This window comes from Olleya sp. KKT75 (genome assembly GCF_055635485.1).
Genome location: NZ_CM145759.1, coordinates 1,701,566 through 1,716,062 on the forward strand (window position 1 = coordinate 1,701,566; position 14,497 = coordinate 1,716,062).

General features: G+C 34.2%; 10 protein-coding genes and 1 tRNA gene. 3 read left to right on the plus strand and 8 right to left on the minus strand.

Translation table 11 applies throughout. The features are described 5' to 3' along the window. Nucleotides 1-1,002, plus strand: a complete 1,002-nt coding sequence (locus tag ACZ2G2_RS07565; RefSeq protein WP_470394839.1) for a type I phosphomannose isomerase catalytic subunit — start codon at nt 1-3, stop codon at nt 1,000-1,002. 64 nt (nt 1,003-1,066) lie between these two features. Beyond that, nucleotides 1,067-1,645, plus strand: a complete 579-nt coding sequence (locus ACZ2G2_RS07570; protein WP_470394840.1) for a PhnA domain-containing protein — start codon at nt 1,067-1,069, stop codon at nt 1,643-1,645. Nucleotides 1,646-1,698: 53 nt separating this feature from the next. Here the strand turns inward: ACZ2G2_RS07570 and ACZ2G2_RS07575 are convergent, their stop codons facing one another. From ACZ2G2_RS07575 to ACZ2G2_RS07595, 5 genes are all read right to left on the minus strand, one after another. After that, entirely contained in the window at nt 1,699-2,799 is a 1,101-nt protein-coding gene (locus ACZ2G2_RS07575; RefSeq protein ID WP_470394842.1) for a DUF4407 domain-containing protein, read from the minus strand. Nucleotides 2,800-2,947: 148 nt separating this feature from the next. Beyond that, nucleotides 2,948-4,927 carry a T9SS type B sorting domain-containing protein gene (locus ACZ2G2_RS07580; protein WP_470394844.1) on the minus strand — a complete coding sequence of 660 codons (1,980 nt, stop codon included), beginning with the start codon at nt 4,925-4,927 and terminating at the stop codon, nt 2,948-2,950. A 2-nt stretch (nt 4,928-4,929) separates the two neighbouring features. Continuing rightward, nucleotides 4,930-5,295 (minus strand): BlaI/MecI/CopY family transcriptional regulator, encoded by a 366-nt coding sequence (locus ACZ2G2_RS07585; RefSeq protein ID WP_470394846.1) that lies wholly within the window; start codon nt 5,293-5,295, stop codon nt 4,930-4,932. A 286-nt stretch (nt 5,296-5,581) separates the two neighbouring features. Further along, nucleotides 5,582-6,439 carry a DMT family transporter gene (locus tag ACZ2G2_RS07590; protein WP_470394848.1) on the minus strand — a complete coding sequence of 286 codons (858 nt, stop codon included), beginning with the start codon at nt 6,437-6,439 and terminating at the stop codon, nt 5,582-5,584. Nucleotides 6,440-6,568: 129 nt separating this feature from the next. Then, nucleotides 6,569-7,957, minus strand: a complete 1,389-nt coding sequence (locus tag ACZ2G2_RS07595) for a dipeptidase (protein ID WP_470394850.1) — start codon at nt 7,955-7,957, stop codon at nt 6,569-6,571. A 114-nt stretch (nt 7,958-8,071) separates the two neighbouring features. Here ACZ2G2_RS07595 and ACZ2G2_RS07600 point away from each other — a divergent pair. After that, a tRNA-Leu gene (locus ACZ2G2_RS07600) sits at nt 8,072-8,153 on the plus strand. A 114-nt stretch (nt 8,154-8,267) separates the two neighbouring features. Here the strand turns inward: ACZ2G2_RS07600 and ACZ2G2_RS07605 are convergent. The 3 genes from ACZ2G2_RS07605 to ACZ2G2_RS07615 all read right to left on the minus strand — a co-directional run bounded on the left by ACZ2G2_RS07605 (nt 8,268) and on the right by ACZ2G2_RS07615 (nt 14,488). Next, a complete protein-coding gene (locus ACZ2G2_RS07605; protein ID WP_470394851.1) occupies nt 8,268-11,165 on the minus strand; it encodes an alpha-amylase family glycosyl hydrolase in 2,898 nt (965 codons plus the stop codon). A gap of 83 nt (nt 11,166-11,248) precedes the next feature. After that, the gene (locus ACZ2G2_RS07610) at nt 11,249-12,586 is read right to left on the minus strand and encodes a SusE domain-containing protein (protein WP_090836477.1); all 1,338 of its coding nucleotides are present in this window, start codon (nt 12,584-12,586) and stop codon (nt 11,249-11,251) included. Nucleotides 12,587-12,598: 12 nt separating this feature from the next. Further along, nucleotides 12,599-14,488, minus strand: coding sequence for a RagB/SusD family nutrient uptake outer membrane protein (locus ACZ2G2_RS07615; protein WP_470394854.1), 1,890 nt, complete (start codon nt 14,486-14,488; stop codon nt 12,599-12,601). Between the last annotated feature and the right edge of the window lie 9 nt (nt 14,489-14,497).

Genomic DNA, 14,497 nt, shown 5'->3' on the forward strand with positions numbered 1-14,497 from the left:
ATGAAAGTATATCCAATTAAATTCAATCCAATATTAAAAGAGAAAATCTGGGGAGGAAACAAACTAGGAAACCTTTTAGGAAAAGATACTGACAAAGATAATGTTGGCGAAAGCTGGGAGATCTCTGATGTAAACGGAAATGTATCTGTAGTTAGTAATGGTGTTTATAAAGGTACTAATTTAAAAGCGCTAATTGCAACTCACGAAGCAGCGCTTTTAGGATCAGATAATTTTGCTCATTTTGGATATAACTTCCCCTTATTAATTAAGTTTTTAGATGCAAAAACAGATTTGTCTGTACAAGTGCATCCAGATAATAAAATGGCTAAAAAACATCATAATAGTTTTGGTAAAACAGAGATGTGGTACATAATGGATAGTGATGAAAATGCAGATATTGTTTTAGGTTTAAAAGATAAAACGGTAAATCCAGAAGTATTAAATCATATTAATGCAGATAATGTAGATGCTGTTTTTAACAGAGAACAAGTTAAAAAAGGCGATAGCTTTTTTATTCCAGCAGGAAAAATACATGCTATTGGAGCGGGTGTTTTAGCAGCCGAGATACAGCAGACTTCAGATGTTACTTATCGTGTTTATGATTGGGATAGAACAGATGATTCTGGTCAAAAAAGAGAATTACATACAAAGTTAGCAGAACAAGCGACAAAGCAATTTGACTCTAATGGTAAAGCAGATTACGCTTTACAACCTAACACTAGTGCAAGTTTAGTTAATTGCGAATATTTTACAACTAACATTTTGGATATTACAAACCATCAAGTTAAAGACTACTCAAACATCGATTCTTTTATTATTTTTATGTGTGTAGAAGGTCAAGTGGATATTACTGCAGGATTACATACTGAAACTGTAAACATGGGAGAAACTATTTTAATTCCAGCAAATGCAAAAGAAGTTGCATTTAACTCCGACAATGCAAAATTATTAGAAGTATTTGTAAGTAGTGACTTAACACAAAACTTACAACAAGCATCTTAGTCCTTATTTTAGTGCCAAAACACAAAGCATTTGCTATATTTGTTGGCATCAAAAAAAACTTATCATGAGCGTACTTCAAATGTTACAAGAAAGAAGTAATACAACTTGCGAGTTGTGTACTTCTCCAACAGATACTAGACAATATAATATTCCGCCATCATTAACAGAAACTGTAGATACTTGCGTATTAGTTTGCGGTACCTGTTATGATCAAATCGAAAAAAACACAGAAATGGATGTTAACCATTGGAGATGTTTAAACGATAGTATGTGGTCAGAGCACGTTGCTGTTCAGATTATGGCTTGGAGAATGTTACAACGATTAAGAGGCGAAGGTTGGCCAAAAGATTTGTTAGACATGATGTACTTGGATGAAGATAATTTAGCAATAGCTAGATTAACGGATGAGCATAAAGACGAAGCTGACAAAATTATCCATAGAGATGTTAATGGTGTAATTTTAGAAACAGGAGATAGTGTTGTTTTAGTTAAAGATCTTAAAATTAAAGGGTCTAGTCAAGTTGCTAAACAAGGGACTGCAGTTAGAAATATTAGATTAGATCGTGAAAACGCAACTTATATTGAAGGTAAAGTAGGACCAACACTTACCGTTATTATTACAGAATACGTTAAGAAACTATAATCTTAATGACAAGATATAAAAAAGGCTTCAATTAATAATTGAAGCCTTTTTTGTTACAATGCTTTTTCTTGTTGTTTGTAAAATGCATCTGCTTGAAGTTGCATTAATGCACGTGCTTTTTTACGTTTGTATTGATACAGTTCATCTTCTTCTGATAAATCCGAATAAATTTTATCATTTATTTTAAAGTCAGCTTTTACAGATAGTTTTCTTTCTTGAACACGTTGCTCAACAACCGTTTTGATAGCTGTTTCTTGATCTTCTAGTTTAAAATCATATTCTCCCTTGGGTGACAATAGTTTTGCTATTATAGGAGAGGTTTCAATAGCTAAAAATAATAAGAATATAAAAAAAGAAGGCAACCAGGGTAGCGTGTTTAAGGCATTGATTCTGGCCATTAAACCGTCAAAGCCATCAATAATAGGTTGTGTGTTGGCTACTTGTAAGTTGTAATTTGTTTTAAGCTCAAGCAGTTCCAGGTCAATAGCTGTAATTTTATCCTTAGTCTCTGTTTTTAATAGTTGTAAGTCTGCTAACGCGGTATCGTGCTTGTCTCGTTTTTCTTTATAGACAGGTCCTTTTCCTAGTTTATTAGTTCCAGAAGTACCTTCCGCTTCTGTAATATAGGTGTTGTAAAGCGTATTTACTTCAGCTTCTTTTGTGTCAATATTAGTCTGTAAAGTTTTGAGTTTTTGTTTTAACTCGGTTTCTTTTGGTGAAAACTGTAAAGCAATATCGTCTTGATTTTGAAGCGTCATTGCATTTTTCTCTGTTAATAAGACTTGATTGATTTCTTTTTGAAAAATTTTAAGTTCTAAAGGTTTTGAGATTACGATAGCAATAATTAAGGCTAAAATTAATCTAGGTGTTGCTTGAATCAACTGATTAAAAAATGAACCTCTTTTTTTGATGGTTGACACTATAAAACGGTCTAAATTAAAAATTAAAAGCCCCCAAACTAAACCAAATCCAATAGAGATATATGCATTATCAAAAACGGTGTAAAGGGCATAGCTAGAAGCTATAAAAGCCATTACTGCTGTAAAAAAGACGGTAGCGCCTATTCCTGCGTATTTATTTTGTTCGCCATTAGAGGACGTTTTCAGAATATCGATATCTGCTCCAGAACAGATTATAAAAAAGTGTTTAAACATGATGTGATTGATTTTGATTGATGATCCTTAGATAAGCTCAGGACTGATTATCTATTAGAACGCTAAATGTCTGATTTTGTTACAGTTTTGAGCAAAAAAAAACCAGAAAAATATTTTTCTGGTTTTAAAATTAAAGATTAAAAGTGGTTTAGTTTATTATATACAAAGGTCCAGCTGTTGGTTCTTCTTTTGTGCCTGTGTTTAATACATAATAGTACGTCCCTTGTGTAGCAGAACCATCTTCATTATCTGTAAATTCTTGGTCTACCTTACCATTCCAACTGTTGTTATACCCTTTTTTACTATATATCATTTTTCCCCAACGGTTAAATATTTTTAATTCGTTGTTTGGGTAGTTTTCAATACAATTAATTTTTAAAGTTGTATTTGACTGCTTAAAGTTTATTGTATTATTAAAACTTAAACAGTCATTTGAATTGCTCTTAACTTGTTTTCCATTTATCGTTTCTATAGGTTTACTAGAAATAATAACTGTAGAAACGCCATTATTAGTGTGCGATGATATATTTACTTCTTTGTTGTTTTTTATAACTTGTTTAGCTTCTTCAGCGGTAATAGGATTACCATTATGAAAAAATGTAGCGTTTTTTTGAGCCATTTCTGCAATGTGCACTGACGGACTTACTGGAGGAGGTGGCGGTGGATTTCTTAACACTTTTCCATTTACAACTTTGTTGTTTTTATAGTAGTCGCTAACAACCTTTTCCTGTTTTGCTTTTTCCTCTGGTGTTGCATTAGGGTTTGCAGGTGGTGGTGGAGGTGGTGGCGGAATACTAGATTCTTCTCCTTTTTTTACTTTAGGTGATTCTGAATAGTTTTCATCATTTTTGTCTACAACCTTAATAATAACAGGCTTAAATTTGTTGGATTTAGTTTTAATATCAAATAATTGAATAATATCACCTTTTTTGGTTTTTAAAACATATTGTCTAGCTTCATTATTTGGCATGTTACCTTCGTTAAATAATGTTTTTATTCCAGGGATTTTTAACTTAAAGTTAGTTATATCCTCTTGGTTAGTTGTAGTTAAAATTAACTCTGCTATTCCTTTTTTTGTAAGATTAAGTACACAGCTATCACATTCTATTCCGTTAACTAATAGTTTTGTGTCTTGATTAAGGTAATTGATTTTTAATTGTCCGATTTTGTCTAAATCATCTTCAATTTGTTTTAATAAGGTGTTTTGCCTAGTATTTACTTCTTTTTCATCTTGAAAAAGCATAGCAGGAGTTAATTCTTTTTCAACCTCTTTCGTGCTGCTAAAACTATAAAGTAATAGCGCTAATAGAGGCAATAACAAAAGGCTACGTAACCATTTTGTTTTTGTGGGTGTTTGTGTGTTCATAAGTGTAAAACGTTTTTTGATTGATGAATAATTGATTGCATTAGCTAATACTAACTCTTGTTGATTTGATGAGAATTGCAACAAGATGTTTTGGTAGTTTTTTGTGTCAACGCCATGGTTTAAGACAGCTTGATCGGCTAAAAATTCATGATTAAGTTTGGCTTCTTTTTTAAGCCAATATACTAATGGGTTAAACCAAAATACGACTTGAAGTAACTCTATAATTATGATGTCTAAACTGTGTTTTTGTTTGGCGTGCGTTTGTTCGTGTAGTAAGACTTCAGCAGGAATTTGTTTGTTTTCAAACTTGTTTTTATTTAAAAAGATATAATTAAAAAACGTATGCGGAATTTCTAATTGCTCCATTAAAACATTGATAAAAGACTTACTTTTAACTTTAGTATGTTTTCTGATTTTTGAAACTATTTTATATAGATTAACGCAAAATCTAATAAAGAATAAACCTACTCCTAAAGCATAAATACTCCATAAAATGATGGATAAGTAGTTGGTTTCTTCTACTATTTTAAAATTTGTGTCTAATGGTATTGTTGTGGAAGTATCAAAAATAAATGATGACTTGTCAAAAGCAGGCTGGACATATTTTACAAACGTAATAAAAGGGATGATTCCTGCGACTGCAACAGCAACCAATAAATAAACTCTTTTAAATTTATGAATGCTTAATGGTTCTAACGCTATTTTGTAAAACAATAGCAAAGCTAAAAGGCAAACACTGGATTTTAATAGTAATAGTTCCATGATTACTTGTTTTTAATTTCGTTGTCAATTATTGCTCTTAACTCCTCTAATTCATTTTTACTTAAATCGGTTTCTTTGGTAAAAAAAGAGGCGAATTGAGAACTGCTATCGTTAAAAAAATTTTTAATTAAACCATTAACGTGTTTAGAAAAATAGTCTTTTTTCTTAACCATTGGTCGGTATTGTCTTGAGTTGCCAAACTTGGTGTATGTCACAAAACCTTTATCCGTCATACGTTTTAATAAGGTCGCAACGGTTGTGTTAGCAGGTTTTGGCTCTGGATAGGCTTCTAATAAATCTTTCATGAAAGCTTTTTCTAGTTTCCATAGATGGTTCATTAATTCTTCTTCCGTTTTTGATAATTGCATGTCTACAAGTTTAGATTAACTTCTACAAATGTAGAACAAAAAAATGATTCTACAAATGTAGAGGTGTTTTTTTTGTTTTTAATTATAAAAGAAAGTAGAGTTTTTGTTTCATTCCTAATCAGTTACGACTGAATAATAACATATTTGCTATCATCCACTCCACGTCATCCTGAACTAGTTTCAGGATCTCATCCCAAACGGAAATAACTATGTTGTCACAAAAAAGGTACGCCTAAATAAAGACTTTTTATTAAGCTATTTTTTTATGAAAAGTGTAGATTATTTACTACTTCCTAGAGCGTAAACTCTCAATAACAACTGTAGATAAGATTAGCATTCCACCAAAAAAAGTGTTCCAAGTAGGGATTTCGTTTAAAAAGAAAAAGGCAATTATAATTCCGAATATTGGCTGTGTGCTGCCAATAATACTGGCTGTACTGACTTTAAAATGGTTTAAACTTTGAATAAATAATGTATGACCAATTGCTGTGGTTACTAATGCTAGAATAATAACATACGGAAACTGTGTGCTTATATTAGAAGTGTCGTATAAAAATAAGGCAGGTAATAAAATGATGCTTATTATTAATAATTGAAAAAACATTAGACTGCTACCATGGTAGGAGGTTACGTATTGTTTAAGTATTAAAATACGCATAGCATAACAGAAGGCAGAAAATAGTCCAAACAGAATCCCTTTTACGGAGTCATTTTGAAAGTCTAATTCTGGAGAGAGGATGTAAATCCCTAAAAGTACCATAGCGCCTAATAAAAGGTGCATATAATCAAATTTTGTTTTAGAAAATAAGGGTTCTAAAAAGGCTGTCATTATAGGGAATGTAAATAAGGCTAGCATACCAATAGCAACGCTTGATAGCTGCAGTGCTATAAAGTAAGTAATCCAATGCGAAGCCATAAATAAGGCACTTAATACAAAAGCACCTAAGTCTCTTTTAGAGTTTATTTTTAGGGTAATGTTTTTGTATTTACAATATCCTAACAGTAGAAACAAAGCTAAAAAACTACGCCACCAAATGGTTACAGGAGCAGGCATGCTTATATAGCGACCTAAACTACCGGATGTACTAATTAGTAGTGTGGCAAAGGTTAGTGCTAATACGTGCTTTAAATGTTGGTCTTTCACTTTTATTGGTTGTGTAAGCGGTAGTAATGGCATCCTTTATTTTGCTGCCATATATGGCAAAATAAAGATATAATGGATGACGCGACCACCTTTTGCCTACTAAAAGCAAAAGGTGGTGACACCCTAATTTTATTTATACATTTCTGTAAAGTACTTATAGAAATACGGAATAGTTTCGATTCCTTTTAAGTAATTCCATACTCCAAAATGTTCATTTGGACTGTGGATTGCGTCGCTATCTAAACCAAAGCCCATTAAAATGGTTTTGCTTTTTAGTTCTTGCTCAAATAAAGCTACAATTGGAATACTTCCTCCACTACGTTGCGGTATTGGTGTTTTTCCAAAGGTTTCTTGATAGGCTTTACTTGCTGCTTGGTAACCAATACTGTCTATTGGTGTTACGTAACCTTGTCCACCATGATGAGGTGTTACTCTTACTTTAACGCCTTTTGGTGCAATGCTTTCAAAATGGTTTTTGAATAAGTCTGTGATGTTTTCCCAATCTTGGTTTGGGACTAAACGCATCGATATTTTTGCAAATGCTTGACTTGCTATTACTGTTTTTGCGCCTTCTCCAGTATAACCACCCCAAATACCGTTAACGTCTAAGGTTGGTCTAATACTGTTACGCTCGTTGGTTGTATAGCCTTCTTCTCCGTATACAGCATCAATGTCTAAAGCTGCTTTGTATTTGTCTAATGAAAACGGAGCTTTTGCCATTTGTGCACGCTCGTCTAAAGATAATTCTTCTACGTTGTCATAAAATCCAGGAATGGTAATATGATTGTTGTCATCATGTAATGATGCAATCATTTTAGTTAATACATTAATTGGATTGGCAACAGCACCACCATATAATCCTGAGTGTAAATCGCGATTTGGTCCTGTAACTTCTACCTCAACATAACTTAAACCACGTAAACCTGTTGTAATGGATGGTGTGTCTTGTGCGATCATACCAGTATCACTAATTAAGATTACATCGTTTGACAGTTTGTCTTGGTTTTGTTTTACAAATTTAGCAAGGTTAACACTTCCAACTTCCTCTTCACCTTCTATCATAAACTTGACGTTACAAGGTAAAGTGTTGTTTTTAGTCATAAATTCCATTGCTTTGACGTGCATGTACATTTGCCCTTTGTCGTCACAAGCTCCACGTGCAAAAATAGCGCCCTCTGGATGTAAATCTGTTGTTTTTATAACAGGCTCAAAAGGAGGAGAGGTCCATAAATTTAATGGATCTGGCGGTTGTACGTCATAATGACCATAAACTAAAACGGTTGGTAAGTCTTTATCAATTATTTTATGTGCGTAAATAATTGGATATCCTTCTGTTTCGCAAATTTCAACAACATCACAACCAGCGTCTTTTAAGCTTTTTGCCACAACGTCTGCGGTGTTAATGGTGTGTTCTTTATAAGCAGAATCCGCACTGATTGACGGAATCTTAAGTAATTCTATTAATTCGTCAAGAAAACGTTGCTTGTTTTCTTGGACGTAAGACTTTATGTTTTTCATGAAAATAGATTGAATTTATGTAAAAATACAAAAAGGATAATAATTTCTTTTAAGGTTGTTATGAATATTCAAACTATTGTTTATATTTGCAATCCGAAATTACGGGTATAAGTCGCAGGCGTGGTGGAATTGGTAGACACGCTAGACTTAGGATCTAGTGCCGCGAGGTGTGGGAGTTCGAGTCTCCCCGCCTGTACAAAGTAAAAAAGCTTCTCTTGTTAGAGAAGCTTTTTTTATGCGCTATAATTAGAAAAAAGGAAAAAGCTTCAGCACAATTACTGAAGCTTTTTGTATTGAAAAGATTAAATAGTTACGATTTAATCAGTTTAGTGGTTTGTATTTGACCGTTATTAGTTTCGGTTTTTACTAAATAAAGTCCTTTTGCTAAATCTTGAATATAAAATTTATGACCCGCTTTAAAAGTCCCATTATAGGTTTGTATTAGTTTTCCTGAAAGATCAATTACTTGTACCTTCTTTACTTCAACGTTTACTGAAAAAGAAACGTTAGATGGGTTAGGGTACAGTTTAAAGACACTAGATAGATCAAACGTATCTGTGCTTAAATTTTGTGGTACGGCATTACCATACACTTTAAATTGTCCAGCAGGAATACTTAAAGGCGCTGTTGTACTAGTTACATTTATTGAAGTACTGTTTGTTGCATCCATTAAGTCATACCAAGTCCCCGTAAACGGAAAGTCTGGCGTTATATTTTGCGAAACAACATCAAAATTAGCTAAAATAACAACGTTATTTAATTGGTCTGACGGTATGGAGTTATCAAAAATGTATATTCTTGGTGTTAATGTGTTAACATCAGGGTTGGTTGGATTGTTAATTACATAATTGCCTTCAAAAACGGGTTGGTTAACTTTTAAATCATTAAGCCTTGACCAATCATTATAAACTTGGCTTCTAGTAGCATTTGTTAACCAATTATTATCCCATTGTGGTTGTGGTTTTGTATCTAGTTTACAGTCGCCATCTGATCCTCCAGGGACGTTTACACTTCCGTTATTACACGTGTAAATTGAATTTTCCATACCTAACGCTCCAAAGTGCCAAATCATTTTTGGGCCAGGAATAGTTAAACTTACTGCGCCTAAAGCGGACATTCTAGAGATTGCAGTGTTTAAATTTGTAACATCATGACTAGTGTTAGTTGCATTTCCAAATTGCAGGTTTCTATACATTAAACGTTCTTCGTCGTGGCTTTCTGGATAACCAATTAATCTAGGCGCATCAAAGTTTCGGCTATTGTGTCCCATTCCATTAATGTTACTATTAGAAGCGTAACCCATTGTTAATTGATTGTATGGGTCTGTCATTTTTCCCCAAAGCATGATGCCTTTGTCTTCGCTTATTCTGTAATCAGCCCATTCTTTTTCTTCTTGAGTACCACCTAAATGTTCGAAAATCACATAATGATCATCGTCTAAACTCCAAGAATAATCAGCATATTCTTTTAAAACAGCGACTCTGTCTGCTTGATATTGGTTTGTACAGTTCTCGTCTGATGGGCTACAGTTTTGAGTAAACCCTTTAGTTAAATCCCAACGGAATCCATCTATATTAAACTCTTCCACCCAATGTTGCACAATACGCTTGGTGTAGTTTTTAGTTAACGTGCTTGAATGGTCAAAGTCAGAACCAACGCTATAACTATGAGTTGCGACTTGATTAAAATAAGGGTTTTCGCTGCTTGGTTCTCCCCATCCATCATTATCAGGATCGTCCATCCACATACGTACCATTGGATTACGTCCAAATGCATGGTTTAAAGCAATGTCTAAAATAACTGCAATTCCGTTTTGATGACAAACATCTACAAACTCTTTAAATTTAGCTTCTGTACCGTAGTATTTATCTAAAGCCATGTGGAAAGAGGTGTTGTAACCCCAGCTTTCGTTTCCTTCAAATTCCATTATTGGCATTAATTGAATGGCATTAACATTTAGGTTTTTGAAATAGTCAATTCTATCTATTAATTGCTGAAAGTTTCGTCCTCCGTCCGCATTTTTATCAAAGTCTCTAATTAAAACTTCGTAAATCACTAAGTCTTCTTTTTTAGGCTTTTCAAAATCTGTGACTTGCCAGTTATAAGTGGTTTGTCCTGTTTGTAAAACCGTAACTTCTCTTTCTTGACCAGCAGGATACACTGGTAAGTTAGGATAAGATGAAGCTGGGATAGATGGATCGTCAAATGGAGAAAGTACTACTGTAGAAAAAGGATCTGCTATTTTAACTAGTTTAGGAGAGCCCGTTACTGTGTTTTCCGCTCCAACCCAATATTGATATGTTTCTATTTGTTGCGTAACTAATCCGTTAATCGCTAGCCAAAATTTACCAGTAGCAGAATCTTTTTTCATAGCATCAGCGTCTGAAGGTGTCCAGTTATTAAAACTTCCGGCAACGTAAACAAAATCTTTTAAAGGGGCTTCTAACACTAATGTTGCAGAAGTTGCGCTAGTATAATTAATACCATTTACCATGCCTGCAGGTAGTGCTTCAGAAGCTGCATTATTTACTAAAATGGTAAATGTTTTTGTAACTGTCTCAGTGCCTTGTGACACTTCAAGTTGACAATATTTATTTTCGGTTATATTAGCAAAAGCATAGTTGTAAAAATTTGTAGTCGTTGTGTTTACAACAGCTCCGTTAGCTTTTAAAACATACGTAGCATTACCATTAGTGTTTTGTGCTAATATTTGTGTGCTAGCACCACTGGTTACAGCAATTATTCCGTTTGAAGTTGGATTAATCATATCCACCTGAAACGCACCAATATTGAATACAAAATTTTGACAACCACCATCGTCTAACTTTAATTCTTGTGTACCGTTTGGGTTTCTAAACACGAGTCCCATTTTAGTAACATTAGCCTCTTCAGAAGCTGTTAAATTAAAATAAGTACTTGGTGTTAATGTAATGCTCCACGTGCCATCACCATTATTGGTCATTTCTCCAATGCCATCATCTTGTCCCCAGTTTCCGATTACTTTTATACCGTATTCATCGGTTTCATCACCGACTCCTAAATGCGCATATATTTTTGTTGGATTAACAATACTATTACATGTGGTTGCAGTTGCATCTACAGTAATAGTAACTGGTTGGTCCACTAGTATAGGATCGGGACTTATTGTGACTTGTGCGACTGCGAATAGAGGAAAAAGCAGAAGCAAGAAAAGTAGTTGTTTTTTCATGTTGTTTTTTTAAAATAAAAGGCCTGCATTATAGAAAACTAATTGATGCAGACCTTTTTGTTATACTTAAAACTTGATGTTTTTTACCATTGGTTTAAACTAATCATAGGATCAGCCCCAGAAAAGTCAAATACAATATTATAGATTCCAGCAGTTACAGGTATGTTAGCACCTCCAACTTCCATTGTTCCATCGTTACCATCATCACCATAGTTAAGACCCCATGCATCGTTTTGACGTATTTTAATCTCACCATCAGTTAATGTAACACCATTGATGTAATAAAAGCCTTCGTTGATTCCAAAATCGGGTAAAAACTTAACGTTTGGTCCATCCCATCCATTAGGAGCAGCATCACCTACAAGGCCCCAAACATCCATTGGTTCTAGCTCGTACGTTTGTGCATTTAAATCTAAAGTTAAAATGTAATGTCCAGCAGTTACAGGTATATTTCCTCCTCCAACTTCTAAAATACCATCTAGACCATCATCACCAAGGTTTACACCCCAGTCATTATTAAATCTAAATTTCATTTCACCATCTGTTAATGTCACCGCAAGTTTAAAGTTGTCTTGAAAAGAATTATAAGTTAATTGTGTGTCAGGTCCATCCCATCCATTTGGTGTACCATCACCAACAATTCCCCAAGAAAAAGGTTCTAATGTGTATGATAAAGGTACTGCAGCATCATCCGTCATTACAGTAATTTTATAAGTACCAGCAGTTACAGGGATATTAGCACCGTTAGGCTCTACTGATCCATCAGCACCATCGTCACCATAATTTTCTGTCCAAAGGTTGTCTTTTCTAAATTTCATTTCGCCATCTCTAAGTGTTGCATAGGCAACGTATTGATTTGGTGTGCTTGTTGTGTAAAACGGTACATCTAAAATTGGTCTGTCTGTTCCTGCATCCCAACCTCCAGGAGTGGCATCTCCCACTAAACCTAAGTTTGTAGATAGGTCTAATAAAGATGAATATGCTGTAATATTAACCGTTTTTACGTTAGAAGTAAATACCGTCCCTTCACTAAGCGTTGTTTGTATTTTAAAATCAATATCAGTAGCTGTATTAGGAACAATTCCTAGAGATAGCAATTTACTGTTTATCTCTTGACCTAATAAGATTTTTACTAAATCTGATCCAGCTGAAATAGATTGAGGTGCGCTAAAATCACCACCAGTAAAATCTATTAGAATTTTATAATTAGCAGCAGCATTAAAACCATAATCTGGATCTGTCCAATTTAAGGTTAAGACTTCTGTTTCTGCTAATTCTTCAGTTAACACTAACGTTTGTTCAGAAACACTTAACTCAGTATTTACATCACTATTTAACGTTGTTAACTCATTATCATCACAACTTACTAGCACAAATAAAAGTGCTAATAAGGTAATGGAATTATTAATTAATTTTTTCATTTTAATACGGTTTTAGTACCCTTCGTTTTGAGAAAGGTTAGGATTAACTGTAATAATACTAGTTGGTAATGGGAAAAGGTTTCTAAAGCTTGACACTGAAGTTCCTGCTGGTTCGTTACCTTTAAATGGCCATAAATAAGCATCTGTAGTAAAGTAATCGTATCTAATTAAATCAGTACGTCTTTGACCTTCCCAGTATAATTCTTTAGATCTTTCATCAAGAATAAAGTCTAACGTGATATCTCCACTTGAAATATTAGCGAAAGCACCACCTGTAGCTCTTTCTCTTAATTCGTTAATCTTCATTGTTGCTAAACCTAAATCTCCGCCACCACCTCTAACAGTCGCTTCGGCGTAGTTTAAATAAATTTCGGCTAAACGAATTAACGGTAAATCAGAATCTACAAAGTCTCCAGCAGCATCACTACCTTGAAATCCGTCACTATCTACGTTTTTAAATTTAGTCACCGCATAACCATTCTCGAAAGGCGGAATAGATTCGATTTCTAAGTTTTGTCCATCACTATAAAACATTCCTCTTTTATCTGCTGTAAAAGGTGTTATTGTGTAGGTTAGTGCATTAAGATCTAAAGTAATGTAATATGTTCCTGCAGTTACAGGAATGTTTCCACCTCCATTTTCTAAAGCACCATCTTGTGGATCATCGTCTCCGTAGTTATTTCCCCAATCTTCATTAAATCTAAATTTCATGAAACCATCAGTTAAATCTACATAAAGACCAAATTGATTAGATCCAGTTTGAAACATTTCTGTATCTGGTCCGTCCCATCCATTTGGTGTACCATCTCCAACAAGTCCCCAATCTGATTGCGTTCCTAAAGCAGCATTTAAATCGTCTATATTGGCAGCGAATTTTTCGACAAGATTTTTAGTTGTTCTAATTCCGGCCCAACCACCATTTACACCAAATTGAGTAGCATCCATAGTCCCTCCGATAGCAGCATGCACTAAAAAAGTAGTACCACCATAAGTTTGAGATCTAAGACCGTCAAAATTTAAAGCAAAGATAAATTCGTCTTGTGCTCCGTTAGTATCGTTATCTGCTAAGAATAATTCGTCATAAGCAGTTCCGTTACCATTAGCATCATTCATGTTAATGCTATATCCAGAGTTAATAACATTATTAGAATACGTTACGCAGTCAGTATAACGTGCGCTTCCTGTCCAAACTTCTGCATTTAAGTATAGTTTAGATAGTAAAGCCCAAGCAGCAACTTCGTCTACACGTCCATACTCGTTAGAACGACCAGGCTTTAATTCGCCTTGAATCGCTAATAATTCTGATTCAACAAAATTAAATAATTCGGTTCTTGAAGCTTGAGACGGTAAGTCTGTTGTTACTTCTGTTACTAAAGGCACACTTCCGTATAGGTCCATTAAGTTATAGTATGCAAAGGCTCTTAAAAAACGAGCTTCCGCAATAAAATTACTAACCTCAGCATCTGTTAATGCAGCTGCATTGCCTATAAAAGAATTACAAAAAGAAACTTCTTGTGCTAATCTGTAATACATAGCTTCACTAAAGTCATTACTTCCAGACCAATATTGCCCGTGTAAATCAGGTAAACCTGCATCACCCCAACCAACAACTGCGTGATCTGTAGTTAATTCGTTTAAGTTGAAAAGCATACGCGAGTATTGAGAAAATCCTTCATCTATATCTGCGATATCTGCTTGTCCAGAAGGACCTTGTTGTCCTGTCAATGCTAAACTAGCATATAGTTTTGCTAAAGCCCCTTTTGCTTCTGTTGCATTAGCAAACACATCTTCTTCGGTAAAACTATCTGGATCAATCGGAGACTGATCTAAATCGTCATGACATGATACAAATCCTAAGGATAGTAACATGATTACAATTAAATGTTTAAGTTCTTTTTTCATTTTTCTGCT